The organism is Gilliamella sp. Gris1-4 (assembly GCF_001690335.1).
Classification (GTDB): Bacteria; Pseudomonadota; Gammaproteobacteria; order Enterobacterales; family Orbaceae; genus Gilliamella; species Gilliamella apicola_P.
This window is the reverse complement of the sequence record NZ_LZHA01000009.1, coordinates 1-26,695: the sequence shown is the minus strand read 5'-3', so window position 1 is coordinate 26,695 and position 26,695 is coordinate 1. Positions and strand designations below refer to the sequence as shown.

General features: G+C 34.9%; 25 protein-coding genes, 1 tRNA gene and 1 pseudogene. 12 read left to right on the top strand and 15 right to left on the bottom strand.

All coding sequences use genetic code 11. The features are described 5' to 3' along the window. The first annotated feature begins 4 nt into the window (after positions 1 to 4). Positions 5 to 349 carry a phage terminase small subunit P27 family gene (locus A9G31_RS00845; protein WP_065560008.1) on the top strand — a complete coding sequence of 115 codons (345 nt, stop codon included), beginning with the start codon at positions 5 to 7 and terminating at the stop codon, positions 347 to 349. Beyond that, positions 333 to 2,000: a terminase large subunit gene (locus A9G31_RS00840; protein WP_065560007.1), complete on the top strand. Its 1,668-nt coding sequence runs from the start codon at positions 333 to 335 to the stop codon at positions 1,998 to 2,000. Before A9G31_RS00845 ends, A9G31_RS00840 begins: the two co-directional genes overlap by 17 nt. On the opposite strand, the gene A9G31_RS00835 is transcribed toward A9G31_RS00840, so the two are convergent. Then, on the bottom strand, positions 2,001 to 2,333 hold the full coding sequence (locus A9G31_RS00835; RefSeq protein ID WP_065560006.1) for a hypothetical protein: 333 nt from the start codon (positions 2,331 to 2,333) through the stop codon (positions 2,001 to 2,003). It lies immediately after the preceding gene. A gap of 540 nt (positions 2,334 to 2,873) precedes the next feature. Here A9G31_RS00835 and A9G31_RS00830 point away from each other — a divergent pair. Continuing rightward, complete coding sequence (locus tag A9G31_RS00830; RefSeq protein ID WP_065560005.1) at positions 2,874 to 3,068, top strand: hypothetical protein; 195 nt, start codon at positions 2,874 to 2,876, stop codon at positions 3,066 to 3,068. 743 nt (positions 3,069 to 3,811) lie between these two features. Here A9G31_RS00830 and mmuM read toward each other — a convergent pair. The 4 genes from mmuM to mfd all read right to left on the bottom strand — a co-directional run bounded on the left by mmuM (position 3,812) and on the right by mfd (position 11,020). Then, on the bottom strand, positions 3,812 to 4,753 hold the full coding sequence (mmuM, locus tag A9G31_RS00820; protein ID WP_065560003.1) for a homocysteine S-methyltransferase: 942 nt from the start codon (positions 4,751 to 4,753) through the stop codon (positions 3,812 to 3,814). Then, positions 4,740 to 6,143 (bottom strand): S-methylmethionine permease, encoded by a 1,404-nt coding sequence (mmuP, locus tag A9G31_RS00815; protein WP_065560002.1) that lies wholly within the window; start codon positions 6,141 to 6,143, stop codon positions 4,740 to 4,742. The genes mmuM and mmuP overlap by 14 nt, the downstream gene beginning before the upstream one ends. A gap of 89 nt (positions 6,144 to 6,232) precedes the next feature. Beyond that, complete coding sequence (locus tag A9G31_RS00810; protein ID WP_065560001.1) at positions 6,233 to 7,525, bottom strand: YdgA family protein; 1,293 nt, start codon at positions 7,523 to 7,525, stop codon at positions 6,233 to 6,235. A gap of 36 nt (positions 7,526 to 7,561) precedes the next feature. Then, complete coding sequence (gene mfd, locus A9G31_RS00805) at positions 7,562 to 11,020, bottom strand: transcription-repair coupling factor (protein WP_065560000.1); 3,459 nt, start codon at positions 11,018 to 11,020, stop codon at positions 7,562 to 7,564. 158 nt (positions 11,021 to 11,178) lie between these two features. Between mfd and lolC the strand changes: the two genes are divergently transcribed. From lolC to lolE, 3 genes are read left to right on the top strand one after another with little or no spacing between them, the layout of a single operon-like run. After that, positions 11,179 to 12,381: a lipoprotein-releasing ABC transporter permease subunit LolC gene (lolC, locus tag A9G31_RS00800; protein WP_034911788.1), complete on the top strand. Its 1,203-nt coding sequence runs from the start codon at positions 11,179 to 11,181 to the stop codon at positions 12,379 to 12,381. Next, positions 12,374 to 13,078, top strand: coding sequence for a lipoprotein-releasing ABC transporter ATP-binding protein LolD (lolD, locus tag A9G31_RS00795; RefSeq protein ID WP_034911737.1), 705 nt, complete (start codon positions 12,374 to 12,376; stop codon positions 13,076 to 13,078). Before lolC ends, lolD begins: the two co-directional genes overlap by 8 nt. Before the next feature lie 12 nt (positions 13,079 to 13,090). After that, positions 13,091 to 14,329 carry a lipoprotein-releasing ABC transporter permease subunit LolE gene (gene lolE / locus A9G31_RS00790; protein ID WP_065559999.1) on the top strand — a complete coding sequence of 413 codons (1,239 nt, stop codon included), beginning with the start codon at positions 13,091 to 13,093 and terminating at the stop codon, positions 14,327 to 14,329. Between the two features lie 54 nt (positions 14,330 to 14,383). Here the strand turns inward: lolE and A9G31_RS00785 are convergent, their stop codons facing one another. The 3 genes from A9G31_RS00785 to A9G31_RS00775 form a co-directional block, all read right to left on the bottom strand. Next, positions 14,384 to 15,115 (bottom strand): rhomboid family intramembrane serine protease, encoded by a 732-nt coding sequence (locus A9G31_RS00785; RefSeq protein WP_065559998.1) that lies wholly within the window; start codon positions 15,113 to 15,115, stop codon positions 14,384 to 14,386. 44 nt (positions 15,116 to 15,159) lie between these two features. Beyond that, positions 15,160 to 15,654, bottom strand: coding sequence for a GNAT family N-acetyltransferase (locus A9G31_RS00780; RefSeq protein ID WP_065559997.1), 495 nt, complete (start codon positions 15,652 to 15,654; stop codon positions 15,160 to 15,162). Between the two features lie 295 nt (positions 15,655 to 15,949). Further along, the gene (locus A9G31_RS00775) at positions 15,950 to 16,531 is read right to left on the bottom strand and encodes an IMPACT family protein (protein WP_065559996.1); all 582 of its coding nucleotides are present in this window, start codon (positions 16,529 to 16,531) and stop codon (positions 15,950 to 15,952) included. 59 nt (positions 16,532 to 16,590) lie between these two features. Between A9G31_RS00775 and nfi the strand changes: the two genes are divergently transcribed. Then, entirely contained in the window at positions 16,591 to 17,256 is a 666-nt protein-coding gene (gene nfi, locus A9G31_RS00770; RefSeq protein ID WP_442902662.1) for a deoxyribonuclease V, read from the top strand. Beyond that, a complete protein-coding gene (locus A9G31_RS00765; protein WP_065559994.1) occupies positions 17,246 to 17,992 on the top strand; it encodes a tRNA1(Val) (adenine(37)-N6)-methyltransferase in 747 nt (248 codons plus the stop codon). The genes nfi and A9G31_RS00765 overlap by 11 nt, the downstream gene beginning before the upstream one ends. An 11-nt stretch (positions 17,993 to 18,003) precedes the next feature. Here the strand turns inward: A9G31_RS00765 and A9G31_RS00760 are convergent, their stop codons facing one another. The 6 genes and pseudogenes from A9G31_RS00760 to lolB all read right to left on the bottom strand — a co-directional run bounded on the left by A9G31_RS00760 (position 18,004) and on the right by lolB (position 24,003). Further along, a complete protein-coding gene (locus A9G31_RS00760; RefSeq protein ID WP_065559993.1) occupies positions 18,004 to 19,413 on the bottom strand; it encodes a basic amino acid/polyamine antiporter in 1,410 nt (469 codons plus the stop codon). Positions 19,414 to 19,464: 51 nt separating this feature from the next. Next, on the bottom strand, positions 19,465 to 20,235 hold the full coding sequence (gene ddaH, locus A9G31_RS00755) for a dimethylargininase (RefSeq protein ID WP_065559992.1): 771 nt from the start codon (positions 20,233 to 20,235) through the stop codon (positions 19,465 to 19,467). 271 nt (positions 20,236 to 20,506) lie between these two features. Further along, the gene (apt, locus tag A9G31_RS00750; protein WP_065559991.1) at positions 20,507 to 21,058 is read right to left on the bottom strand and encodes an adenine phosphoribosyltransferase; all 552 of its coding nucleotides are present in this window, start codon (positions 21,056 to 21,058) and stop codon (positions 20,507 to 20,509) included. Between the two features lie 172 nt (positions 21,059 to 21,230). Continuing rightward, positions 21,231 to 22,282, bottom strand: a pseudogene (locus A9G31_RS12155) (bifunctional transcriptional activator/DNA repair enzyme AdaA). A 246-nt stretch (positions 22,283 to 22,528) separates the two neighbouring features. Continuing rightward, positions 22,529 to 23,371: a 4-(cytidine 5'-diphospho)-2-C-methyl-D-erythritol kinase gene (gene ispE, locus A9G31_RS00740; RefSeq protein WP_065559990.1), complete on the bottom strand. Its 843-nt coding sequence runs from the start codon at positions 23,369 to 23,371 to the stop codon at positions 22,529 to 22,531. An 11-nt stretch (positions 23,372 to 23,382) separates the two neighbouring features. Beyond that, a complete protein-coding gene (lolB, locus tag A9G31_RS00735) occupies positions 23,383 to 24,003 on the bottom strand; it encodes a lipoprotein insertase outer membrane protein LolB (RefSeq protein ID WP_034914549.1) in 621 nt (206 codons plus the stop codon). A gap of 166 nt (positions 24,004 to 24,169) precedes the next feature. Between lolB and hemA the strand changes: the two genes are divergently transcribed. The 4 genes from hemA to A9G31_RS00715 all read left to right on the top strand — a co-directional run bounded on the left by hemA (position 24,170) and on the right by A9G31_RS00715 (position 26,282). Further along, complete coding sequence (hemA, locus tag A9G31_RS00730) at positions 24,170 to 25,441, top strand: glutamyl-tRNA reductase (protein ID WP_065559989.1); 1,272 nt, start codon at positions 24,170 to 24,172, stop codon at positions 25,439 to 25,441. 36 nt (positions 25,442 to 25,477) lie between these two features. After that, complete coding sequence (locus tag A9G31_RS00725) at positions 25,478 to 25,735, top strand: DUF1289 domain-containing protein (RefSeq protein WP_065559988.1); 258 nt, start codon at positions 25,478 to 25,480, stop codon at positions 25,733 to 25,735. 118 nt (positions 25,736 to 25,853) lie between these two features. Then, complete coding sequence (locus A9G31_RS00720; RefSeq protein WP_065559987.1) at positions 25,854 to 26,096, top strand: zinc ribbon domain-containing protein; 243 nt, start codon at positions 25,854 to 25,856, stop codon at positions 26,094 to 26,096. A gap of 99 nt (positions 26,097 to 26,195) precedes the next feature. Further along, positions 26,196 to 26,282 (top strand) — tRNA-Leu (locus A9G31_RS00715). Positions 26,283 to 26,486: 204 nt separating this feature from the next. Here the strand turns inward: A9G31_RS00715 and A9G31_RS00710 are convergent. Beyond that, the coding region (locus A9G31_RS00710) for a transposase (RefSeq protein ID WP_141671320.1) at positions 26,487 to 26,695 on the bottom strand (209 nt) is incomplete at its 5' end.

The window sequence follows — 26,695 nt, the reverse complement described above, 5'->3', positions numbered from 1 at the left end:
TAAGATGAAAGCACCAAAATATTTAGATAAATTAGCCAAAGAACAATGGAAACTTAGAGCCGATCACTTAGCACAGCGTGATGACATTCAACCAGCCGATTGGACCAACTTAGAGCTATATTGCGTTAATTACTCAATGTATCGTAAAGCAATGGAAGACATTGCAACGCGTGGGTTTTCAATCGTTAACTCACAAGGTACAGAAAGCCGTAACCCTGCATTAAGTGCAAAGTCAGAAGCTGAAAAAATTATGATTAAAATGGCTTCATTACTGGGCTTCGACCCTGTTAGTCGTCGCAAAAATCCCGTAGAAGTTGAAGAGGAAGACGAGCTTGACCGCTTGGCATAATTACGCGTTATCGGTTAAAAATGGGGATATTCCTGCTTGTAAACGCCTAAAACAAGCAGTAAATCGCTATTTTATTGATTTGGAAAATCCAAATTACTCTTTTGATAGTGAAGTAGTAACTAAATTCGTTTCATTTTCAAAAGTATGTCCACATGTTAAAGGTCACCTGCGAAGTAAAGCCATCGAGCTTGAACCGTGGCAACAATTTTTATTTGCTAATCTGCTAGGATTTAAGCACATTAAAACAGGACTCCGAAAGTATCGCAGTGCCTATGTACAAGTACCGAGAAAAAACGCCAAATCAACAACAGCGGCAATATTGGCTAACTGGTTCTTAGTGATGGAAAAAGGGCAACAAGATATCTATACCGCAGCCGTTAGCCGTGACCAAGCCCGAATTGTGTTTGATGATGCAAGACAGATGGCCATATTAAGCAAGCCAATAAAGAAAAGGGTCACCATTCAACAGCATAAAATCATCAATCCTAAGCAAAATAGTCTATTACGTCCTTTGGCGTCAAAGGCTGCTACTATTGAGGGGACTAACCCTAGCTTATCCATTGTGGATGAATATCATCTACACCCTGATAATGGCGTATATTCAGCTCTTGAGTTAGGTATGGGCGCAAGACCTGAGGGGATTTTATTTGCCATCACTACCGCAGGCAGTAACACAATATCAGCCTGTAAACAGCATTATGATTATTGTTGCCAGATTTTAGCAGGTGACGAGGTTAACGAATCGCAATTTGTGCTTATTTACGAACTGGACGATGAGAGCGAAATCGACAACCCTAATTTATGGATAAAAGCCAATCCCAATCTTGACATCTCCGTCGATAGGGTTGCCTTAGAGGACACCATTAAGAAAGCCAGAGGCATACCCTCGCAGTGGGTTGAAATGCTCACAAAACGCTTTAATATTTGGTGTAATGGTGCAACTCCTTGGGTAAATACTGGTAGCTGGATTGCGTGTAAGGCTGATTACTCAGAAGATGATTTAAAAGGCTTAGATTGCTATGCTGGATTAGATTTATCATCTACTAGTGATATTACTAGTGTCTGTTATTCGTTTCCGTTTGAAACAGAGGTAAGACTATTAACAAGGCATTATATTCCTGAATTTCAGCTTACTAACGTAGCTAACAAAAACAGAGAAATATACCGTAAATGGGTTGATCAGGGTTGGATTAGGGTAACGAAAGGCGATTGTATCGATTATGACCAGATTAGAGATGATATTTTAAAAGACAGCGAACAATTTAATATTAAGTTAATTGGTTTTGATGTTTGGAACGCCACACAATTACGCACGCAATTACAAAATATCGGCTTAGATGTTGAGCCATTCCCTCAAACCTATGCACGATACAGCCCAACTTCAAAAACAGCAGAAGTATTTATTAGCCGTAAACGCATTAGGCACAATGGCGATCCTGTTCTCTCTTGGGCGGTAGGTAATGTGGTTATGGAAACTGATGCTAATGCAAATATTAAACCCAATAAAAAGAAAGCAGCCAACAAGATAGATCCTGCGGTTGCTTTCCTAATGTCATTCGGCACTTACTTGCTTGAATATGGTGAGGTAGATATCAATCTATCCGACGAACAACAACAAGCGTTAGATAATTTTAAAGGGATTGAGTTATAACTAATCTTTTGTAAAGGGCATTACAGTGAATAGTATCATCATTAAAACATATATAACTATAAGAGCTAAAATCATTTTTTTATTTTTCAATCCAAGCTTTTTTATCTTCATATAGGTCGGAATTAACCAAATAACCCAAGGAAAAATTAAAAGGTAAATTGGTACTATCCAATCAAAACCATATAATGAAGTACCTTTCTTCATGCTTAAAAAAATAAACCCTGTTATTAGTATGCATGGCATAGAACTATTTAATATAGCTAAATAGCTTTCACAAAAACTTTCACTATTAATTAGAAATTCTTTAAGGCTTTCACGTTGTTTTTTTTCCATAGTTATTCCTCTAATGTTATGTGATAGTAACTTTATATTACCATGTCATTAACAACATACAACACTATAATAACACTTGGTTAACGTGTTGATTATTAATCATTAATTTTATTAGTGTTGTTAGTGTTATAAAATTGAAAAAAAGAAGTTTTTCTTTTAACTCTTCAATTGGTAATGTTGAAATGATTCCTTAGGTAGGAATCGACTAACATAGATTGATGTTATACGTTATGTTATACGTTAAAAGGTGAGTTTAATATAATATATTGATTAATAATATCATTTGTAATTTGTATGGAGGTAGTAGGGGCCACCATTCGAAACCAATATATCAATTAACATCTAAAATTTGTTACTAACTTAGTAAGTTTGGTCAAAATAACAATAAAAAATTTATATTAAATAATAATTGAAATTAAATAGATCATAATGCATCATTCATCAGCTTATTAAATTGAATTTGAAATGAATAAAATTATTATTAACATTAGTTCTACTTAGGTAGATATAAATTTATTTAATTATAAGAAGTTATTGGGAATGATTGAAATAATTAAAGATTATGTAAAAGATAGGAGATTGATTAAAGAGTTATTAATTAGTTATGGGGTATTTTTGGTATTTTGCATATTTTATATGCGAGCTGATGATTGTGAACAAGCTGGCAGTGCTGGTATGGTGATGATATTGGCATTAATTTGCTACCTATTTTTTTTTAATTACCATGTTTGTTAAATCAGCGAAAATGATACTATTTGGTCCTAAAGATAATAAATCAACTTCATTTAAATCGTTAACGATTAAATTTTTATTATTTGTATTTGCTATTATATTGATCATTGGATTGGGCATATTTTTAGTCCGTATCAATTATTTGACTATAGAAGATTTTGATAATGCAACCTATTTATTTACAAATACAGACTATCTGCTAGCCGACTCCTTTATATTTTTTATTCTGTGGGGTTATATTTTTGTATTCTTTTTTGTCATTTATTTTTTCGTTCTACTCATTCTGAAAGTGATGAAATTTTTTATTGCATTTATAATGAAAATAATAAATCAATAATTAGTGGTATTTAACTTATCATGAATATTCTGATTATGTGCAAATAAGTTGTATAAAATAGTTACTAGTGAAATCTATTAAAATTAAGTGAGTATCATTAAATTTTATTTAAAGAGAAAGTTAATTTGTGAATATAGTAAAATCTACTAAACCTATTTTACTCACTTGTTCCACTTTTAATTGTGATTTGTAACCAAGCTAATTAAATTTTATAACCATTTATTCAGTAGCTTTCATCGTACTACAAATTTATTTACAGAAATTCTGGACGTTAATTTAATAAATAAAAATTAAAAATCAACTTGTCATGTTTTGGTTATGTTGCGTTGATTGGATTTGAAACTGCTTTATATATTATGGCAAAACTACAGTAATAGATCTTCATGCTCAAAATCCAATCACAATAAAATTAATAATCCTTTAATAATCTCACAATCTCTTTAATCTCATTCGGTGTTGTTTGGCAGCAACCGCCAATTAATTTTGCACCTAATTTTGTCCAGGTTGGTAGTTGATTTTTGAAGGTGCAATCATGTTGATGGTTCTTGTGCCACTGTTTTGTTATTGGATCATATTGTTCACCTGAATTTGGATAAACAATTAATGGTTTGGTTGTAAGCTTATTTAGCACTTCTAATGCTGGAGTAACACTTTCTAACGCAATGCAGTTAATACCAAGGCTTACAATTTGCTCGAAGTTGTTTAAATAATCTATTACTTGTAATAATGGTGTACCGTCGCTAAGATGCAGGGCATCTTTTAATGTAAATGAAAACCATGTATTGATAGTTGGAAACTGCTGTATCAATTTAACTAACGCTTTAATTTCAGCAAAAGAAGGTAACGTTTCACAAGCAAGTATATCAACTTGGGCATCTATCAAGGCTTGAATGCGGTCACGGTGAAAATCAATAAATTCAGCTTCAGTTAGTTGATAGTCGCCAGTATATTCTGACCCATTAGCAAGATATGCTCCATAGGGACCAACTGACCCAGCAATCAGTAACGTTTTATTTTGCTTTGTTTCATTCAAATACTGCTGTTTAGCTTGCTGTGCAAGTTCAACGCTTTTTTTTATTAATTTGATAGATTCATCAAAAGTAATTCCTTTTTTTTCAAACCCTACTGGTGTGGCTTGATAGCTGGTGGTGATAGCGCAATCGGCGCCAGCTTTAAAATAGTCATAATGAACTTGATAGATCAGTTCGGGTTTTTCAATTAATACTTTTGCCGACCATAGACTATCATTAAGATCGCATCCACGGCGTTGTAGTTCGCTTGCTAGCGCACCATCAATAATAATGTAATTTTTTTGTTTGAATAGTGCACAAATTGGATTATAACTTGTCATCTTTTACTGCTCGTTTTTGATAAGATTGGGTAAAGTGATGCGCAATAAAACAGACAATTACAAAAGGAATACCGCAATAAAGCGCAATGCGTTGTTCTGGATCGAATGCTAAACCAATGCAAGCAATCAAGCACAAAATAAACCCTAAAATTGGCACAAAAGGGTAAAATGGTGCTTTATATTTTAAGGTGTTTTTTTGAGTTTCTGATAGTTGCTTTCTAAAAAAGTAATGTGAAGCGCAAATACTTAACCAAACTGCTACCACGGCGAAACCAGAAATAGCGGTTAATGCTACAAATACAGTATCAGGAGCTATCACGCTTGAAAATAACGCTAACAATCCACCAAGCATACTTACTGCAATAGCGATCATTGGAATACCTTTATTGGTTAATTTAGCAAAGCACTTTGGTAGTGTACCTTGATTAGACAACGACCACATCATACGCCCAGAGGCATAAAGTCCTGAATTAGCGGCTGATAAAATAGCAGTTAAAATGACAAAATTAAATATATCAGCAGCATATGGAATACCGATATTTTCAAATACCATTACAAATGGACTAGTAATAACGCCAGCTTGATCCATAGGTAGTAGAGCGGCTAACACTATAATTGTTCCAATAAAAAAGAGAATCAATCTTAAAATTGTTGTTTTAATGGCCAGTGGAATCGATTTTTCGGGATTATGAGTTTCGCCCGCAGCAATACCAATTAACTCGGTACCAGAAAAGGCAAAATTAACTGAAACCATCGTCATGATAATTGGTGTTATACCATTAGGAAACCAGCCATTATCGGTAATATTGTGTAAAAAAGGTGCTGGCATGTCATTTTTCATAGGAACAAAACCAAAGATAGCAGCAGCTCCAGCAACAATAAAAATAATAATAGTGATGACTTTAATGATTGAAAACCAAAATTCACTTTCGGCAAAGAATTGAGCGGTTATAATGTTTAATGCAAAGATTACGATACAAAAAATTAAACACCAAATCCAGACCGAAACAGTAGGGAACCAATACTTCATACATAATCCAGCTGCGGTTAGACTTGAACCAAGTGCCACTGTCCAAGTTAACCAATACAGCCAAGCAACGGTATAACCAGTGCCAGGACTAATAAAGCGAGAAGCATAAGTGTGAAATGCACCTGTTTCAGGCATAGCAACAGCCAGTTCGCCTAGGCACAGCATCACTAAATAAACAACTAGTGCACCAATTAAATAAGCAATAATAGCGCCAATAGCTCCAGCAGTAGCAATAATATAACCAGTATTAAAAAATAAACCTGTACCAATAACGCCACCCAGTGACAACATAATTAAATGACGGGTTTTCATTGTTCGTTTAAATTGGTTTTCGGTTGTGGATGATGAATTTGTATTCATAAATTTTTTTGCTTAAGTTAAAAATAATAAAATTCCGCCAAAATTAGTGGCGGAACTAAATAGGTTAGTTTGAATAATAAATTAGCTAATTATAATTGTTCAAAGAATTCTTCTTTTGTTACTTTTTTACCATTTACGTTAACTTCATCACTATCTTTGGTTAGGCTTATATCAGAATAGATACCATTGGTTTTACCATTGCTTGAAGTCAAAAATTGAGAGCTACTCATAAAAAATGCAGACATCATTTGTAGGTTTTGATTTGCTTTAGCAATTTGTTCTGGTGTGACATCGTTAGAGTTAGGGTTTTCGATTTGTGCTGACATATGAGCTAATACGTCAAATGGTGCTTCAAGTTTTAATTTTAATGTGTTGATTTTGTCATAATCAGCCTCATCCATAGCTGTAGTATCAATATCGGACATATCAAACATTATGTTAAGATTAATATCACCAGCAGGATTGTGCCAATTTAATTTGTTTAGTGAAAAATTAATGGAGTGTTTTTGGTTGGTATCATCTGAGTCAGGATAACCTATTCCCAATTGATTGGTAAATAGATGCTTATCAATTCCCTTAAAGTCAATATCTATCGAGCCATTGCCCAAATTTTGTTGACCATAAATAATTGAGCCAACACTACTTGAAAATGATCCATCAACAGTATTGGTGACGTCATTTAGGACATTTTTTTCGTCCATAACGAATTTATTAATAAAAACCGAAACTGGTTTTGAATTAAATGATGCAGGGTAGGTTAATAATATTTTATCGATTTCAATTTTAGTTGATATGTCAGAGCCAGTAGCATAACTACCAAAGGTGTAATTGCCTTCACCAAGTTCTAATGCACTATCAATTCTTGGAAAGAATGGAACTTCATTTTGGGTAACTTTTATCGCTTTACTTGCTAATTTTACGGTGATATATTCGCCATAACTTACACCTGCATGCCCTGTAATAAAGGGCTGATTGCCAGCTAGTTTCCAAAGTGTCGGATTATTCTGTTGACTCATTTCGTATTCTAACCAAGCCATTTGTGGCGCAAAACTCCCTTTGGCGAGCGCGGCAATAGGAAAAGGACCATGATGAATGGTAACATCATCATCAAATACGGTTTTTGGTTGCACATCTTCACCTATAGCGTTTTGAAGTGACGCTGTAACGGTTAAATGTAATTTAGTTGAGAAGATATTCTTTTCATAATTACTTTTTATAATGTTAAACGTATAATCGTCTTGAGTTTGATTAATTTTGTTTGTAATTTGTGTCAATTGGTTATCGATATTATTTTCGATCATGTTGCCTGTGTACCATGACGTACCTACATATGCAATTCCTAATACGGCAACTATTCCTATAGCAAGTGTGTGTTTTTTCATTATAGTTCTCTTAGTTATTTGTTCTATTTTAGATTATCATTCTTGATGATTTGTAAAGTCAGACAACAAATTTTTGATATATTCAATACGATCGATTCGTTGCAATTCTGATTTTTGTAATTTTAATCGATTTGAACTTTCTAAGCGATAATTTTTTGGTTCTTTTTGAATTATTTCAATTAAGTAATCGACTGACACCTTATTATTATTACCGAATTCAATATAACCGCCTTTTTCACCAAATTCAATCTTAGTAATGCCTAATTGAGTTGCGTGATAACGGATTTTGGTAGTTTCTAGTAAAAAAAGCACTACATCGGGCAATTTACCAAAACGATCACGCATTTCAACTTGAATATCGGTGAGTTCGATAAGATCGGTGATACTCGCAATACGTTTATATAGTGATAAACGTGTATTAACATCGGGAATAAAATCATCAGGAATAAGTGTTGGTAAGCGTAACTCAATTTCTGTTTGTTGATTATTGAGTAATGATTCAAGTGTTGGCTCTTTGCCTTCTTTTAGTGATTTGACGGCCTCATCAAGTAGCTCAATATAGAGGTTAAAGCCAATGGTCTCAATTTGACCGCTTTGATCGCTGCCTAATAACTCCCCAGCACCTCGAATTTCAAGATCGTGTGTGGCTAAAGCAAAACCTGCACCTAAATCTTCAAGTGAGGCAATTGCTTCTAGGCGTTTTTTGGCATCTTTAGTGAGTAATTTAGGATGTGGGGTTAATAGATAAGCGTAAGCCTGATGATAAGAACGTCCAACTCGTCCTCTGAGCTGATGTAACTGGGCTAAACCAAATTTATCGGCACGATCAATGATAATGGTATTGGCATTAGGAATGTCGATACCAGTTTCAACAATGGTTGTACAAACAAGTATATTAAAACGTTGATGATGAAAGTCATTCATTATGCGCTCTAAGTCGCGTTCATGCATTTGCCCATGACCAATGGTAATTCGTGCTTCGGGCACCAGCTCTGCAAGTTTTTCGCTTACTTTTTCGATATCAGAAATATCATTGTGTAAGTAATAAATCTGACCACCACGTAAAATTTCACGCAAAATGGCTTCTCTAATCACGAGATCATCATATTCTCTAACAAAGGTTTTCACTGCTAATCGGCGAGCTGGAGGGGTCGCAATAATAGAAAGATCCCGCATACCACTCATTGCCATGTTGAGGGTTCTTGGAATTGGCGTTGCGGTTAGTGTTAGAATATCAATGTTTGCTCGCATTGCTTTAATTCGTTCTTTTTGGCGGACGCCAAAACGATGTTCTTCATCAACAATCAACAGGCCTAAATCTTTCCATTTGATATCTTCTTGTAACAATTTATGTGTGCCAATTACAATATCAATTTTGCCTTCACCAAGAGCTTCTATAATACTTTTTTGTTGTTTGGCGGTTTTGAATCGAGACAGGCTTTCTATGCGAATTGGCCAGTTTGCAAAGCGATCACAAAAGCTTTCGTAATGTTGTTCTGCAAGTAAAGTTGTAGGAACTAAAACTGCTGTTTGTTTATGATTAATAACGGCTAAAAAAGCAGCTCGGATCGCTACTTCTGTTTTACCAAATCCAACATCACCACAGACTAATCTATCCATGGCATAAGGAGAGCACATATCGCCAATTACTGTCCCAATGGCATTTTGTTGATCATCAGTTTCTTGATAAGGGAACCCTTGGCAAAATAGTTCATACTGCTCTCGGTCTTGTTTAAATTCAAATCCGGGTTTACTTTCACGTTCAGCGTAAATATCTAGTAATTCAGCTGCAACATCTCGTACTTTTTCGGCCGCTTTTTGCCGCGCTTTACTCCAAGCATCAGTACCTAATTTATTGAGTGGTGCGTTTTCTTCATCGCCACCAGAATAACGGCTAATTAGATTTAATGATGAAACAGGAACATAAAGCTTGGTATCATTGGCATATAATAGAATAAGATATTCAGCCGTAATCCCACCTGTTTCTAATGTGGTAAGTCCTGCATATCGACCAACGCCATGTTCTAAATGGACAACGGGTTTGCCGGGTGTTAGCTCAGCTAAACTACGAATAAGTGAATCAGTATTGATAGCTTGTTTATTTTCTTTTTTACGACGAACTACTCGTCGTCCTAATAGCTCATTTTCAGTAATAAAGGCAAAATTATCTTGCTGATTGATAAAGCCCTGTTCACTAGCTCCAACGATTAAATAAAATCGGCTATCACTGTTTTTTCGTTCATCAAGTAAATTGATGGTAGTGGGATGAATACGAATTCGTCCAAGAATTTCTTGTAAAGCCTCTTTGCGTCCTTCTGATTCAACCGAAAAGATGATTGTTCCTGCAAAATTTTCAACAAATTTTTGAAATTGCAAATAAGGATCTTTTTGTTGGATCTCAATAGCAATATTAGGTAATGCTACATAAGGAAAATTAACGTTTTTATTTGATTCAGTCGTTATTGCATGCGATAAAACCATTCTTGGGTAGTTTTTGAAATTGGCAAAAATCTCGTCAGTTTTAGACCAAATAACATTTGGTGCAAGTAATGGTCGCATAGGATCGACTTTGCGACTTTCATAACGTTGGGTAATATCTTGCCAATATTTGTTAGCATATTGCTCAATATTAACTGTATTTATAATTAAGCTATTTGCTAAAAAATAAGAGAATAGAGGTGTTAATGGTTCGTTAAAAAACAGGGCTTGCCAATATTCAATACCAGTTGGCAAAATATTTTTACTAACTTGTTGATAGATGCTTTCTGAGTCTAATCTAACCTCAAATTGTTCTCGCCATTGACTACGAAACAACTCAATAGCTGTTTTATCGAAAGGAAACTCATGGGCTGGTAGCAATTGTATTTCAGCAATTTCACCAAAGGTACGTTGAGTTTCGACATCAAAAGTACGGATACTGTCGATTTCATCATCAAAAAAATCGATGCGATAAGGCTTATCACTGCCCATGGGGTAGATATCAAAAAGCGCTCCACGAGTAGCATATTCGCCATGCTCCATAACTTGGCTGACTGAACGATAGCCAGCATTTTCAAGTTGAAGGCGTAAATGTTCTCGGCTAATTTGTAAGCCTTTTTTCATTATAAAAACATGTCCACCCAAATAACTTTGTGGGCAGACTTTTTGCATTAAGGTATTAATGGGTAAAATTAACGCCCCTTTGGTTAAATGTCCAAGATGATAAAGGCAAGATAAGCGTTCTGATACGATATCTTGATGAGGAGAAAAGCTGTCATAAGGCAATGTTTCCCAATCTGGAAAGATAATAGAAGGGAAGGATGTAAACTGCTTTAGTTCTTCATGAATGCGCGAAGTTTGTTGCATATCATCAGTGACAATCACAACTATACCTTCATGTGCATCTATAGCTTGAGCGCAAAATTGTGATAAGGAAGAGCCAACTAGCTGCCCAATTTGCTTTACTTCACCTGATTTTTGAGGAATTAAGTTTGAAATATTAACTGTTTTAGACATGATGAGTTCGTTGATGTCGCTGAAAATTTATTGTCAGATTATAACGTAAGTATGAGGTTGTTTTCTATAACTGTTTAATCCTGTATGATAAGCACCTTGCATTTAACTAGCAAAACTTTGTAAAAAAGTTTCAGGTAATATATACGTTTATGTCAAAAATATTTCGTCCATTAGTATTTTTTATTGGTTTGCGCTATGTATACGGGCAAAAAACGGATGGGTTTGGTCGCTTTGTATCATGGTTGTCGATGATTGGGATTATGTTAGGTTCAATTGGTCTAATTGTGGTCTTATCAGTCATGAACGGGCTTGAAGATCAGATGCAAAGTAGTATTTTAAAGTTTTTACCTCAAGCCCAGATCACAACACCACAAGGTAGGATAGATCCTAAGGTCATTACTCGTGAGCAATTTAATCAGATTCAAGGTGTTAATCGTATTAGTTCTTTGGTGTCGAGTGATGTGGTTTTGCAAAGTGAGCAAAGTATCACTGTAAGCACACTAATGGGCATTAACCCAGAAGATGATGATCCTATTAATGATTATATCTATAGTGGATCGTTCTTAGATCTTCAAGCAGGGCAATACAATGTTATCATAGGGCAAACGTTAGCTAATCAATTAGGTGTAACCGTTGGCGATAAAATACGTTTAATGGTAACAGATGCAAGTCAAATTACCCCAGTTGGGCGTATACCTTCCCAGCGTTTATTTAATATTGTAGGACTGTTTACGGTTAACCACGATATCAATCAAACGCTTATTTATGTCAATCAATCTGACGCTAAAAACTTATTACGTTATCCTCCTAATATGATTAGCAGTTGGCGCCTATTTTTAGATAAACCACTGGATATTGCCTCGATAACCAATACCCCATTACCTGAAGGATTAGTCTTTAAAGATTGGCGAGCTAAACGCGGTGAATTATTTCAAGCCATTAAAATGGAAAAAAATGTCATGGGATTACTCATTAGCCTGATTGTGATTGTAGCGGCTTTTAACATTATTACTTCATTAAGCTTGTTGGTGATGGAAAAGCAAGGCGAAGTCGCTATTTTAAAAACACAAGGTCTGTCTCGCTTTAAAATTATGTTAATTTTTATTATTCAAGGTGCAAGTTCAGGAATAATTGGCACGTTATTAGGTAGCGCCTTAGGACTGCTACTTGCTATTAACTTAAACGAAATCATGCAATTGTTAGGTTTATCTTTAGCTGGTATCTTGCTACCTTCATTGGTTGAACCATCGCAAATTATTTTAATTATTATTGGATTGCTTATGTTATCGCTAATTTCAACACTTTATCCTGCATATCGTGCAGCCAATATTCAACCTGCCGAGGCTTTACGTTATGAATAATTCACAAATATTACTAAGTGCCAAAAATCTTTATAAAACTTATAACGAAGGCAAAATGGTAACCGAGGTTTTAAAAAATGTCTCGTTTGACATTTATTCACAATCATTACTCGCCATTATAGGTAGTTCAGGATCAGGTAAAAGCACTTTACTGCATTTGCTTGGTGGCTTAGATAATCCCACATCTGGCGAAATTATTTTTAAATCACATCAGTTAAATCAATTATCTGAACAAGAAAAGGCACGTCTACGCAATCAAGAAATTGGCTTTGTTTACCAATTTCACCACCTATTGCCTGACTTTACCGCGCTTGAAAATGTAGCCATGCCACTATTAATTGGCGGCGTTTTACCCAACGAAGCTAAAAAACGGGCTATGGCAATGCTAGAGTCGGTTAATTTAGTCAAACGAGCAAATCATCGTCCTTCCGAGTTGTCTGGCGGAGAACGCCAACGAGTGGCAATAGGGCGTGCATTAATTAATAACCCCGCTTTAGTAATGGCTGATGAGCCAACAGGTAACCTTGATAAATCAACAGCCGATTCTATTTTTGAGCTACTGATTAAATTAAATCGTGAACATGGAACTGCGTTTTTGGTTGTTACACATGATCTTGAGCTTGCCAATAAACTTGATAAACAAATGGTGATGAGAGATGGTCAACTTTCTGATAGCGCATCATTAGATAACAATTAATGGATAATTAATATGAATTTATCTTTAATTACCGCCATAAAATTTCGAAAAGGGCGTCGCAAAAGTGGTATGGTGTCGTTAATTTCGATTATCTCAACACTCAGCATTGCTATTGGTATTGCGGCATTAATTATTGGCTTAAGTGCCATGAATGGCTTTGAGCGTGAATTACACAATCGAGTGTTATCGGTAGTGCCACATGGACAATTCTATCCAAAATACGGCAATTTAGATAATTGGCAACACGTTCAACAAGAACTTAAAAACAATAATAATATTGTATCAGCCTTACCATTTGTTAATTTTACTGGATTAATTGAAAACGGTAGCAAACTTGGTGCTGTGCAAGTACAGGGTCTTGACCCTGAACAAGAAATGCAAATCAGTTCACTACCGAATTATGTACTGAATAATAAATGGCAAGATTTTAAGCCCGATAACCAACAAATTATTATTGGAGCAGGGCTTGCTAAAAATTTATCAGTGAGAGAAGGGGGATGGGTTTCTTTATTAATTCCTGTTTCGAGTAGTCCAAATCAACTCAAACCACCTAAAAGAGTCCGTTTGCAAGTAGTAGGGATTTTAGAATTAAGTGGCAGCTTGAGTAATAACATGGCTTTAATTCCATTAACAGATGCACAGAAATTACTAAATATGGGCGATAGCGTTACAGGTATTATGGTAAATGTAAAAGACGTTTATCAATCCAATAACCTTATTGGTCAAGCAGCATTAGGGCTTGACGAAGATCTGTTATTTAATAGTTGGGAACAGACGTTTGGCTTTATGTATCGTGATATTCAAATGATTAGGCAAATCATGTATCTGGCCATGATTGTAGTGATTGGCGTGGCCTGTTTTAATATTGTATCCACTTTAGTCATTGCCGTAAAAGATAAACAGCGTGATATTGCCATATTAAAGACCCTAGGCGCAACTAATCGTTTAATCAAACATATTTTTATATGGTATGGAGTGATTTCAGGGTTAATTGGCAGTCTAATTGGAGTTATTTTAGGCGTAATATTGTCATGGCAACTTTCTAACATCATGGGCTTTATTGAGTCATTAATGGGGCATAAAATCTTAAATAGCAATATCTATTTTATTGATTTTTTACCATCCGAAATTCATCTGTTTGATGTGGTAATAGTGTTTATAACCGCCATGTTACTTAGCTTAATTGCTAGCTATTATCCAGCTAAACGTGCTTGTAAGATTGAGCCTGCACGGATTTTAAATAGCTTTTAAATAGCTTTTGCATAAATAAGGCGCTGTTTAATGATAATCAGCGCCTTTTTATTATTAATAATAGACATAATAACCACTAGGCAAAGCATAGTGCATATATTGCACATAGATCCCCAATGCAGTCACAATAAATACAAAACCAATAATAAGCAGAGTTAACTTACTTGGGTATTTGAACATTTTAATACATAACGAAACAGCCCCACCAAGTACAAAACCAGCACAAGCACCACCAATATGCGCCATATTATCGATAGATGGCAATAACCCTAACCCAGCAGTTAATACTAAACTCACCAGCATTGCTTTGACTGGCATTTCTTGTATATTGGTTTTAAACACCAAACAATAAGCCAACAATGCGGTAATAATACCCAAAATAGCACCCGAAGCACCACAGCTAATCACATTTTGATTGATGGTGGCAATATCGCTTGATAAGCTTCCTACTAGCCCTGAAAAAAAGTAAATGCCAACAAAAGCAAGGCAAGGAATGCGCTGTTCTAAAATAGGACCAATGCTCCATAATGCCAGCATATTCATAGCTAAATGAGTAAAACTGACATGCATAAATAAATTAGTAAACATGCGCCAATATTGGCCAGAAAAAGTTAACTCCGCAACATCGGCTCCCCAATCAATCAAAAAATGATTTTCATATAATGACGAAAACCCACGGCTATCAATTAGCCGAAATGCAAAAAAACACAGAATATTGATTACTACCAGCGTTGTGGTGATTTTAGATTGACTGGCGTAATATTTAATATCATTAAAGGTGCTCATTAAAAAATCCTTTTGAATAGGTAAATTTTATTGATAGAGGTCAGTTAATTTAACCGTTTACCTAATATCACTAAATCACGCTGAACATTATCTAATTCAGCAATTTTTGGAAGAAGTCCCCATTGTTGATACTGCATTTTTTTAAATAAATTAACACTAGGTAAGTTATGTCGAAACACATAGCTAAAAATTGTCTCAATTCCAGCTTGTTTAGCAAATTGTTCGATTTTATCCACCATAAATTGACCAATTTTTTTGCCACGAAAATCTTGATGAAGATATAAGCTAATCTCAACGGTTTTATAAAAAGCGGGGCGACCATAAAACGAAGATAAACTAATCCAACCACAAGGTCTATCTTGATATTTAATTAACCAAAGTGGACGATTTTTAGGATTATGCTGGTAAAACCAATCCAATCGACTTTCAACAGAAACAGGCACTGTATCGGCAGTAACTTGGCGGCCAGCAATTGTTGAATTATAAACATCAACAATAAATGGTAAATCTTCTAATGTAGCATCGTGGTAAGTAATCATTTTTTTTGCTTTAAGTGGTTTAAAGTGAAATTATTGTAATTTTATTATTGTTTATTGGCAATAAAGCATATTTTTTATAGTGAGAAAAATAATGTATAGTAATATTTCACATTTAAAATAAAATCAATAAAAAAAAAGGTTAATAATGTCTTGTAAAAAAGGATTTTTGACAGAAAAATCCTGTTTGCCTTTTGCTAAATGGAGTTATAGTATATTGGCTTCTGGTTTACTGCCGTGTAGGTGGTCACTGTCGCATAAAAACTTCAACAAAATCAATGCTTAATCGGAAGGCTTTTTATGATTCAATAATAACTCGTCCACGAGTGATGTCGCTAATGTTTTTTTGTAGAAGTTGCAATTTGTCTTTTGTGATAGCGACGTTTACTTTTACACCTTCAGCATCAAACTCTTGATTTTCAACAATGGAATCAAGTTCCTTTAGACGATTTTCGATAATTGGCCATTCGTTATAATAACAGTGAAATTGTAGCGTTATGCGGGCAATGAGTTCAATTAGCTCAGCTTGTTGTAAGCAGTGGCTAGCCGAACCGCCATAGGCACGAATTAATCCTCCAGTACCTAATTTTATGCCACCAAAGTAACGAGTCACTACTACAACCACTTGGTCACAATCTTGCCCTTCAATGGCTGAAAGAATAGGGCGACCTGCTGTACTAGTGGGCTCGCCATCGTCATTAAATCGGTATTGTTGCCCAATCTTCCATGCCCAGCAGTTGTGGGTGGCGTTGAGATCGCTTATTTGATTAATAAAGTCGGTGGCTTGTTCAGCTGATGTGACTGGCGCTGCATTGACAATAAAACGACTTTTTTTGATTTCTTCTGTTAACTCGGTAGGATTTGCTAATGTATATGGCATGCTAATTCTGATAAAATCAATCTATTGGAATAATGATACTGAACAGAATAAAAATGTCTATCAATTTAGAACAATTAATGCAAACACAGCAGGCGTTAGCCAAGCAGGTTAAATGCGATGATGACTTTAATCCGTCAATAAATTACGTTGGTGGTACTGATGTCGGTTTTGAAGATAATGGCAAGATTACTCGAGCAGCAATCGTTATTTTGCGCTATCCAACTTTCGAGGTTGTTGAGTATTATATTGCTCGGGTTGAGACAGGGTTTCCTTATATTCCTGGTTATTTGTCTTTTCGGGAATACCCTGCGCTACTTGCCGCTTGGCAGCAGGTAAAACAAAAGCCTGATTTATTGTTAGTTGATGGGCAAGGTGTTGCACATCCTAGGCGGTTAGGTATTGCGAGTCATTTCGGCTTGTTGTTAGATATGCCAACAATTGGTATTGCTAAAAAAAGGCTTTGCGGTCAATACGAAATATTACCTAAGCAAGCAGGTAATGTAACACCTTTACAAGACAAGCAAGAACAGATTGGTTGGGTTTTATGTAGTAAAAATAATTGCAATCCTTTATTTATTTCAACAGGTCACCGAGTAAGTCAAGATAGTGCCTTAAAATGGGTTAATTTATGCTTGCGGGGCTATCGTTTGCCAGAACCGACTCGCTGGGCTGATGCGATAGCATCTAACAAGCCTTTGTTTAAGAAGTTTATTTATGCAGAATAATTCATTACCGTTAAAAAAAGGTGGCTTTACTTTTAAGCGTTTTTTTGTGGCGCACGATAAAAGTCCAATGAAGGTAACAACCGATAGTTGTTTGTTAGGGGCTTGGGTTCCGATTGATTCGGCTCCGCAAAAGGTACTCGATATTGGCTGTGGTTGTGGTGTAATTGCGTTAATGTTAGCTCAGCGGTTAGAACATGATAACAGCCAAATTGATGCCATCGATATTGATATGCAGGCGGTAGCACAATGTCAGCAAAATAGCCAACAAGCTGGGTTTACTTTGATTAATGCGATTAATGCTGATATTAATCAATTTCAGCTAAGTTATGCGGTGGGCTATGATTTGATTGTGACTAATCCCCCTTATTTTGAATCTGCCGTTGATTGTCGCAATTCCCAAAGACAGTTGGCACGTTATACCGAATGTTTGAACTTTCAACAGCTTATTGACACAGTTAAGCGCTTACTAAAACCGAAAGGGCAATTTTGTTTAGTTTTACCTTATCATTTATCCAATCAGTTTAGGTTATTATGTGAATCTAATCAGTTATATTTATTCCAACTGATGAATGTTAGATATAGTGCAGATAAAGACTTTTCGTTATCATTATTGGCTTTTTCATTTATCCAGGCTAATAAAATTGATGAGCAGCAATTGTGTATGCGAGATGGTGATGGGCGTTATTCTCAAGAGTTCAGAAAGCTATTAGCTGACTTTTATCTATTTCGAAAATAACGCCTAACTAATTAATTTGGTGTTATGTAGAAGTGTAAAATAGCGATGATAGCTAATAGGATGATTGCAATAGCGTACGCTTTGTCATGCAAGTAACTAAATGCTGGCAAAGATCGTTCCTTTCTGGCATAAAGGTAAAAACAGAGTCCCATACTATATAGTATCATCGACAGTAATAAATAAACTGTGCCACCAGCATAAATCAACCATATGCCATAAAGCGATCCTAAAGCGCCAATCATAATTAAGTAGGCTTTACCTTGTTGAACGGCTAATTTAAAAACAAAGAGAGCCGCCAGTAAATAGGGAATAAGCACCATTGAGGTTGATAATTGGATTAATGTGTTGTAGCCAGATTGATAGTAGTGGGCAAGGATAATTAATACGGTTATTAAACATGTTGTTAACCATAATGCGTTGGATGGCGTGCCTGCTTTGTTGAGTTTTCCAAAACAACTTGGTACTGAGTGTTGTGTGCCTTGGCCAGCTAAAAATAGCATTTCGGCCGCTAGCATTAACCATGATAGTAATCCACCACTGACTGACACAATTAAACCAATATTAATTAATGTTGCTCCCCAGCTGCCTACTACATGTTCAATAACAAGTGCCATGGAAGGGTTTTTCATTTGAGCAAGTTCTTGTTGTGGCACAATACCAAGCGATAACACAGATACGCAAACAAGTAATAAGCTGGTAATAGCAAAGCCAAAAAAGGTAGCTCGGCTAATGCTGATGATGTTTTTGGCTCTAGCAGCATACACAGTTGCGCTTTCAATCCCTAAGTAGACCCAAACGGTATAGAGCATGGTGTTTTTTACTTGCTCGATAATTGAGCCTAATTGCGGTGTTCCCCAAAAATCTATCTTAAATGTCGATATTTTAAAGGCAAGGCTAACACAAACAATAAATAAACCAATAGGCACGATTTTCGCTAATGTTACTAGGCAATTTAATAAAAAAGCACGATATATTCCTTTTAATACAAAATAGTGCACTATCCATAAAAATATGATAGCCGTAATAACGGCAGGTAATGTGGTACCATGACCAAAGAAGCTCAAGCAATCAAAAGATCCTAATGCACTAAATAAAATCACTAGGTAGCTAGTGCACGACATCCATGCTGATATCCAGTAGCCCCACGCGGCATTAAAGCCGATATAATCGCCAAAACCTTCACGCACATAACCATATAATCCATCATTGATTTTGTAAAATCGAATCGATAAATACTGAAATATCCGTGTTAGCATTAACATGCCAAATAGGGTTATTATCCATGCAATTAAAATAGCGCCAGAGCCCGAACTTTCGGCCATGTTTTGTGGTAGGCTGAAAATACCGCTGCCTACAATACTGCCAACCACTAACAGTGTGAGTGGCAGGATGCCTAGCTTTTTTCTTACCGATGTATTCATGTTGTTGTCTTATTATGTGGTTTAGTAAGGTTAATATTTAATATAGATCGATTAAAATCTTAGTGACATGCAACTTACGCCACCATCAATCTTTTGGTATTCCGATGTATCAACTTCAATAACTTGGTAGCCAAGTTTTTCTATTTTTGCTTTTGTTGTTGGATAGCCCATCGGCATTATTACGTGATCATTAACCCAAATACAGTTGGCAGCATAACTTTCTTGTTCGGGAATTTCGATAATATTAAAGCGTTGAAACTCAGGTTTAGTTATAAATTCGCCTGCTGCTAATAGGTTGTTGTTTTCTAAATAAGCTAAACCTGTTTTTAGATGTAATACTTTTTCAAGCTTAACTACCAAACCAGTTAATCCGTACTTCTCTAAAATAGCTATCATTTGGTTAGCACCAGCTTGGTTGGTTCGAGCAGATAAGCCAATATAGTAGTGGTTTTCAACCATCATAATATCACCCGCTTCAACGGTGCCTGGTGCGGTGATTCGCTCAACTTTATTGGGATAAAATCGCTCAATGGTGTCTGATATAATTTCGGTTTCTGCTCGGCGACTTTCTGCGCCAGGCCTTGTAATAATTGCACAATATGGGGTACAAAGCACAGCGTCTTCAACAAAGACTGAATCAGGAAAACGTTCGTCGGGTGGTAAAATAGTGATATCAACATCGCACTGCTGTAGTGCTCGAATGTAATAGTTATGCTGATCTAAGGCCTTTTGATAATCAGGTTTACCCAAGTTAGCTGACGTTAATCCGTTAATTAAAGATTTGGCGGGTGTTCTTGCAATAATATGGTTAAATTTTTTCATTCTATCTATTTTCTTTTGTTTTAAATAATTATGCTTTATTTATGAATAATAATTCGCATTTATATCTTTATCAAGATGTAAAGTGTATTTTTATTCGTTTTTGGAGGTTTTGTTGGTTTTTTATCTTGATTTATTTAGCTGAATTTAGATAGAGTGGTGGTACATATCTATTTTTATGCAATGAAAATGACTAACTTATTTTATTTTAGAAAGGAAAAGAGATAAAAGTATTCAAAATAAAAAAAGGCACTAATTGTGCCCTTAATAGTAATTATTCGCCGTCAAAATTAACTAAAGTAAAGCAATCAATTCCCATATCCGTTAACTTTGTTTTGCCACCTAAATCTGGTAAGTTGATTACAAATGCGGCGTTTTCGGCAATGCCACCAGCTTTACGAATTAAATTCGCTGTTGCAGCAATTGTTCCACCTGTAGCAAGTAAATCATCAATAATTAATACTCGTTCACCTGGTTTAATGGCATCAGTGTGAATTTCTAACGTATCTGTACCGTACTCAAGTTGATATTCTTCTTTAAATACGTGGCGAGGCAATTTATTAGGTTTTCGAACAGGAATAAAACCGACACCTAACGCTAACGCAATTGGTGCAGCAAAAATAAAGCCTCGAGCTTCTGTGCCTACTACTTTATCAATTTTTTTATCACGATAATGATCAATTAATAATTCAACAGTGGTTTTAAATGCAGCAGGATCAGCAAGTAAACTTGTGATGTCACGAAACAAAACCCCTTCTTTTGGATAGTTGGGAATAGTAAGAATGCTGTCTTTAATTAATGCAAGTTTTTCTTGTAACTGATTCATCTAAATGCTCTCTAAGTTCTTCTATAAGAGTTGCTAATCTTACATTATATACCTGCAAACTTTTTAGTTGCAACAAATAAACCGTAATATCATGCTGAAACCTAGCAATACTTATAATTTAAGTAATAAAACTGCCATTACTGTATTTAGCACAGCAATTATAATGGAACAATTAAGAATGTCTTTTTTCATGTTCAATTAACCATCGTTTCCTTTCTAGCCCTCCGCCATATCCCATTAATTCACCATTTGAGCCAATGACTCGGTGGCAAGGTATGATAATTGCAATTCGATTAAATCCATTTGCGCTTGCAACTGAGCGGATAGCATGTGGATTATTGATGTTTTCTGCTTGCTCTTTATAGGTAGTTAGTTTTCCATAAGGGATTTGTTTTAAACTGTCCCAAACAGTTCGCTGAAAATCTGTTCCAGGAGTATGTAATTTAACTGCAAAATATTTTCTTATTCCTTGAAAATATTCATTAATTTCATTTTTAGCTTGAACAATATGGCTATTTTCTCCAAAAATAATTTTTGTATTAAGTTGTGTTTGTAATTGTTTAAATTCTGTTTCTAACATTCGACGATCCACGAATTCTAATAGGCAAATACCTTGATTAGTGGCGCAAATAAACATTGGTCCCAATGGTGTAGTTAGGCGATTAACCAAAATAATTTCGTTATTAGTATTTTGAGATGGGGCATTTTTCATTATTTTTTTGTAAGTGTATCCAAAACCACTTAATGACTCATATCCTGTATCATAAGCGGTATTAATGACATTTTTACCAATTTTAAGCTCTTGAAAGGCATTATTTATTCGATACATCCTTTGATAGGCTTGGAAGGTAATACCATAATTTTTTTGAACCAGCGTCTGATCGTTTCGGGGCTTATTTGATGCTCTTTTAATATCATATCGGATATTTTTGTTTTAGGATTTTGGGTAATTAATGCGATAGCTTTAATGACTTCTGATGGTGCTGCGTTAGAATTTTCAGTTGGTTTGCAAATTTTACAAGGACGATATCCAGCATCAAGAGCTTCTTTGAAAGTGCTAAAAAATTCTACATTTTCATATTTTTGTTTCTTTGCCCGACAAGTTGCAATACAAAATACCGAAGTTGTTTTAACTCCAGCATAGAATATCCCAATATAGCCTTGGTCTTTTGCAAGTAAAGCCTGATAATATTGTTTTCTTTTGTCTAAATTGGTAATAAGCATAATTTTTAAAATCTTAATTTTAGTTAATTGATAACTGGGTTTTGTAATCTGGTTAGCATATTAAATAAACAGTAAGCATCGCAACCGAAAAATCGACAACTATTTTTATTTTACTGTTTTTATGGTTTATAAATATAATTGGTGATTACCACATTCTATCTTTGTCAAAATGTGGTTATATTTAATATATAAATATTGACGTAATAAAACCTTAACCATTTAATGATTGTTGATTAAGGTTTTTGTTTAATTTGTGAATAAAGGAGAGGTGTTTAACGATTTTGCGACAAAACTATTAACTGATAGTGCTGCATTAAGTTTGCCTTGAATGGCTAATGCTTGTTGCTTTGATTCACATTGGGTAAAAACACATGCACCAGTTCCTGTTAATCGAGTTGTACCATATTGGGAAAGGTAAGTAATTATTTTATCTATTGTTGGATAACGTTTCCTAACTACTTCCTCACAATCATTTTTTAATTCGTTAAACTTCAATGAAAGTAAATCAGTAATGCTTTGAGCTGGCGTATTGCGAGTTAGCTCAGGAGCATTAAATATTTCGACTGTTGATATTTCAATATTAGGGCAAGTGACTAAATACCAATATTCAGGAATATCTACAGGGTGAAATTGATCGCCAATTCCTTCGGCAAAAGCCGCATGACCATAAATAAAAATAGGGACATCGGCACCAATTTTTCGTCCTATATCCATTAGTATTTCGGTTGATAAATTAAGTTGCCATAGCTGATTAAGTGCTACTAATACTGTTGCAGCATTAGATGAGGCTCCTCCTAATCCACCACCCATAGGAATTTTTTTATCAATTGTAATATCTACACCTAAATCATTACGGTTGGTATAGGATTTCAATTGTTCAGCAGCAACAACAATTAAGTTTTTATTAACGGGTACATTTGTAAAATCGGTTAATAAGTTAATTTTATTATCTTGACGAACATTAAAGATTAGGATGTCGCAATAATCAATAAATTGAAATAACGTTTGCAAATTATGATAATTGTCAGAACGGCGTCCAGTGATATAAAGGAATAAATTTAATTTAGCAGGTGATAACCACTGTTTCATACTATTATCCTTTATCGTAAAATCCAGTCACTAATTTTTAAGCGAACAACTTCGTCATCATGCGTAAGCTCTATAGTTGCAGGTAAATCTATCTTTTTGTTTTGATAAGTATAAGTAGAGTAACTTGGAATTTTTAATGTCCATTTATTGTTATTTTGTATAAAGACAGTTGAAAGTAATCTTCCTGAACTATCTAACTTGTCAGTATTGATGTTGTCTGAAAATCCTTTTAACCAATTATGCAAAGAATTAAGTGGAATATTTACATTGGATATCTTTTTCATAAGATTTTCAACATTGGTATCTTGGTAATTTCTACCGTCTTTATCAACCAGTTGGGCATAATTAGGTTCGGCGTTTAATGTTAAAATATTGCTACCAATGGGGGAGGTTAATTTAACTTGGTAGTTATCAGTTGATTGTTGAGCTATTAAAAATCGTCCATAATTACGAGATTTATCACTTATGTAAGCTATACTACCTTTAACTTGGAATGTGTTTATTTGTTTTAGATTTTGTTGGCGGATTTGCCACTGCTGTTCAATCGAGGTGTTGTTTTGAGATTTTGTTATTTGGCAAGCGGTGATAAGTAAAGGTAATATGAAAACAAATATATATTTGATTTTAGACATAAAATAACTCTTAGTTGTTAGTGTTTGTGTCAATAAGTGCAGTATTATAACTGATAATTTACTGAATAAGAAAAAGAACCTTTACTGTTTTTTATGTATAATATGGAAGTTTAAGAACTGTTAATAAAATAATATATCTAATAACCTTCAAAAAAGAAGTGATGCAATGTCTATTACAATTTTTGGTGTTAATCATAAAACAGCGCCAGTTGCTTTAAGGGAAAGGCTTGCTTTTCCTAATGAGATTGTCGATAAAGCACTATACAGCTTATACCAACATCCTTTAGTTGATGGGTGTGTTATTTTGTCTACCTGCAATAGAACAGAAATTTATCTTAGTTATGAGCATCAAACTGACTATCTAAGATTAAAACAATCTGTAGAAAGTTGGTTAGGACAATTTCATCATCTTGATGTTGATCTATACCAAGATTCATTTTATTGGTATGACGGTCAACAAGCTGTTGAACATTTGATGTCGGTAGCAAGTGGTTTAGATTCTATGATCATTGGTGAGCCACAAATTCTAGGGCAAGTTAAGCAAGCATATAGTTTTGCTCAAGAACAAAATTGCTTATCTGTTCAATTAAAAAAACTATTTCAAAAAGTATTTCATGTGGCGAAAATTGTCCGTAGTGAAACCAATATTGGCACTAATACAGCATCTGTCGCTTATGCTGCTTGTTTAGTTGCTCGCCATCTTTTTAGTGATACCTCTAATTTAAATATTATGCTTGTTGGCGCAGGTGAAACAATAGAGCTTATTTCACGTTACTTAAAGCCGCATGGATTTAATCAAGTTATTATTGCCAATCGAACCCGTGAAAAGGCATTAAAACTTGCGGTTGATATTGATGCAGAAATCATTTCATTACCTGATATCGCTAATCGACTTAAAGATGTTGATATTGTGATCAGCTCAACAGCGAGTCCTTTACCTATTATAGGTAAAGGCATGGTTGAGCGCACTTTACGAGCTAGAAATCATCGTAAAATGCTGTTTATTGATTTAGCTGTTCCTCGCGATGTCGAGGAAGAGGTTAGTCAACTCAATAATGTGCATCTTTATACTATTGATGACTTACAAAAAACGGTTGAAAGTAATTTAGAACAAAGAGCTATTGCCGCTAAAGAAGCGCAATATCTTATTCAAGAACAAGCTGAACTTTTCATTGATTGGCTTAAGACTAGACATGCAGTTGCTTATGTTAAGCAGTATCGTAGTAATGCAGAAAGTATCAAACGTGAGTTACAAATAAAAGCCTTAAATGCCATCAGGCAGGGCGCTAACATTGACGATGTTTTTGCTGAGTTTTCACATCGCTTAACCAATAAATTAATCCACGCACCGACTCAAACATTACTTCATGCAGCTACACATGATTGTGATGACTGTTTTAAAGTATTAAGTAAAGGGTTAGGATTAAAAGAACATTAGTCAATATGTCGTTTTGCTTAGGAAACGAGGAATAAATTGGATCAGATTGAATTTTTTGATATTCCAAGCCCGTGTAAACGAGTTTGTGTAACTGATAAACAAGGCTATTGTATTGCTTGTTATCGCTCAAGAGAAGAAAGATTTAGTTGGTTAACCTTGAGTGATAGCCAAAAGCAAAAAGTTTTGCGTTTATGTAAACAACGGGCATTAAAACGCCGTTATCTATTATCAAAACAGCAACGACAACAACAAGAATTAAATCCAGTAACACCTCAATTCGATCTTAATTTCTAAATCTATTTATCTATTTTTAATATATATTGTAATCTTGTTTAACTCAGAGTAGGATTTTTATACATATAAAGATGGCAATTATTTAGTCACCTTTTTTAATATTATTGGAATTTAAAATATGAAAATGTGTATTGCATGTGGCATGCCAATGACTGCTATTGCTGATTATCCATTGCTCGATATGTCTAAAAACTATTGTAAACATTGTGCTCATAAAGATGGCAGAATGAAAACATTTGATGAAAAATGGCATGAAGTTACATTACAATATGCTCAAAATCACAATGTTGATAATGCAGTAGCTAAACAAACTGCTTATATAATCCTTAAAAAATTACCTGCCTGGGAAAGGAAGGATTAGACGTTTTTTTAGGCAGATAAATTGCTTTATGAATAATATCTGTTGCAGATATTGCAAAGCTTAGTATAATGCCAACGTTTACTTATTTGCACTTCAAATGCCAGTGTGGCGAAATTGGTAGACGCAGCGGATTCAAAATCCGCCGCCCTTAAAAGCGTGTCGGTTCGAGTCCGACCACTGGCACCAAGTCACAAAGAACACCAGCTTAAAGCTGGTTTTTTTATGTCTAAAGTCTTATCAAAACTTAACCTGTCAACTTATCACTAGTCTTAAGTTAAAATTCATAAAAACATGTCAACTACCAAATGAATAGGTAAGCCGAAAGCGTGGTTCTGATTAAATTCAGTTTCAGTAATTAGGGGCTGTTGATCTTTGCTGTACATAAATTACTCAACAATACATTGGCAGCCACATTAACATAAATGCCAGTGATACCATACTGGCATAATTCCTTTCTAACTTATCGTATCTAGTTGATATTGAACGATATTGCTTGATTCTAGCAAAGGCATTCTCGACTAAATGACGATAGCGATAAAGGCAGCTATCCATACTGCTTTTATCTATATCCTTACCATAATTACGTTTAGCAATCACCG

Coding starts and splice junctions, on each gene's coding strand:
- A9G31_RS00845 (WP_065560008.1), top strand. CDS start 5: ATGAAAGCACCAAAATATTTAGATAAATTAGCCAAAGAACAATGGAAA.
- A9G31_RS00835 (WP_065560006.1), bottom strand. CDS start 2,333: ATGGAAAAAAAACAACGTGAAAGCCTTAAAGAATTTCTAATTAATAGT.
- A9G31_RS00830 (WP_065560005.1), top strand. CDS start 2,874: ATGATTGAAATAATTAAAGATTATGTAAAAGATAGGAGATTGATTAAA.
- mmuM (WP_065560003.1), bottom strand. CDS start 4,753: ATGACAAGTTATAATCCAATTTGTGCACTATTCAAACAAAAAAATTAC.
- mmuP (WP_065560002.1), bottom strand. CDS start 6,143: ATGAATACAAATTCATCATCCACAACCGAAAACCAATTTAAACGAACA.
- A9G31_RS00810 (WP_065560001.1), bottom strand. CDS start 7,525: ATGAAAAAACACACACTTGCTATAGGAATAGTTGCCGTATTAGGAATT.
- mfd (WP_065560000.1), bottom strand. CDS start 11,020: ATGTCTAAAACAGTTAATATTTCAAACTTAATTCCTCAAAAATCAGGT.
- lolD (WP_034911737.1), top strand. CDS start 12,374: ATGAATAATTCACAAATATTACTAAGTGCCAAAAATCTTTATAAAACT.
- lolE (WP_065559999.1), top strand. CDS start 13,091: ATGAATTTATCTTTAATTACCGCCATAAAATTTCGAAAAGGGCGTCGC.
- A9G31_RS00785 (WP_065559998.1), bottom strand. CDS start 15,115: ATGAGCACCTTTAATGATATTAAATATTACGCCAGTCAATCTAAAATC.
- A9G31_RS00780 (WP_065559997.1), bottom strand. CDS start 15,654: ATGATTACTTACCACGATGCTACATTAGAAGATTTACCATTTATTGTT.
- A9G31_RS00775 (WP_065559996.1), bottom strand. CDS start 16,531: ATGCCATATACATTAGCAAATCCTACCGAGTTAACAGAAGAAATCAAA.
- A9G31_RS00765 (WP_065559994.1), top strand. CDS start 17,246: ATGCAGAATAATTCATTACCGTTAAAAAAAGGTGGCTTTACTTTTAAG.
- A9G31_RS00760 (WP_065559993.1), bottom strand. CDS start 19,413: ATGAATACATCGGTAAGAAAAAAGCTAGGCATCCTGCCACTCACACTG.
- ddaH (WP_065559992.1), bottom strand. CDS start 20,235: ATGAAAAAATTTAACCATATTATTGCAAGAACACCCGCCAAATCTTTA.
- apt (WP_065559991.1), bottom strand. CDS start 21,058: ATGAATCAGTTACAAGAAAAACTTGCATTAATTAAAGACAGCATTCTT.
- ispE (WP_065559990.1), bottom strand. CDS start 23,371: ATGAAACAGTGGTTATCACCTGCTAAATTAAATTTATTCCTTTATATC.
- lolB (WP_034914549.1), bottom strand. CDS start 24,003: ATGTCTAAAATCAAATATATATTTGTTTTCATATTACCTTTACTTATC.
- hemA (WP_065559989.1), top strand. CDS start 24,170: ATGTCTATTACAATTTTTGGTGTTAATCATAAAACAGCGCCAGTTGCT.
- A9G31_RS00720 (WP_065559987.1), top strand. CDS start 25,854: ATGAAAATGTGTATTGCATGTGGCATGCCAATGACTGCTATTGCTGAT.